This is a genomic window from Achromobacter sp. GbtcB20 (assembly GCF_019091095.1).
GTDB lineage: Bacteria > Pseudomonadota > Gammaproteobacteria > Burkholderiales > Burkholderiaceae_B > Achromobacter > Achromobacter mucicolens.
The window spans coordinates 1-594 of the sequence record NZ_JAGXJZ010000172.1; the positions used below are offsets into that span (position 1 = coordinate 1).

1 pseudogene is annotated in these 594 nt (G+C 44.1%); it reads left to right on the top strand.

The features are described from left to right. Window positions 1–225: pseudogene (locus tag KVT32_RS28405) on the top strand (aldehyde dehydrogenase); the annotation flags it as partial. Window positions 226–594: the final 369 nt, after the last annotated feature.

The following is a 594-nucleotide window of genomic DNA, read 5'->3' on the forward strand; positions in this document are numbered from 1 at the left end:
TTCGATTTCGGCAATTTTTGGTTCAAGGGTCAGAAGATTGGCACCGGCCAAGCCAACGTCAAGCATTACAACCGTTATTTGGCAAAGTTGATCCATAAAGGTAAAGCAACGCCTTCGCAGATCATTTCACACCAGCTTGGACTAGATGATGCACCGACTGCCTATCGGAATTTTGATAAACGTGCGGAAGGGTGGACCAAAGTCGTGCTAAAACCTAATAAATAAGGAAAATATTATTTATAGGCGCATGTTAAAAGACGATTTGTAAATTCAAAGTAGATAGGTTCTACAATAAACGGGCTCTCGCGCAATTTTATTTCATTTAGGGATATTAAAGAGAGAAGATTGCGCGGAAGAACTTTGTTAGTTTCCAGTTTGATTAGCTTTGTTGCGTAAATTAGGCCTGACCAAGCTACTAGATGTTTAGTTTCGTGCGATCATTTACCTCGTCGTAGCTGGCCTTTTTTCCGTGCAAAAGCTATGCTGGGCGACTTGATTGCTGGGTTCAGCAGTCCCGGCATTCAATCGCACCAGGAGCAGTTGGCAGCATGAGTTCACGCATTCACCCGCAAGCCCGTACCACCCCGAAAATCC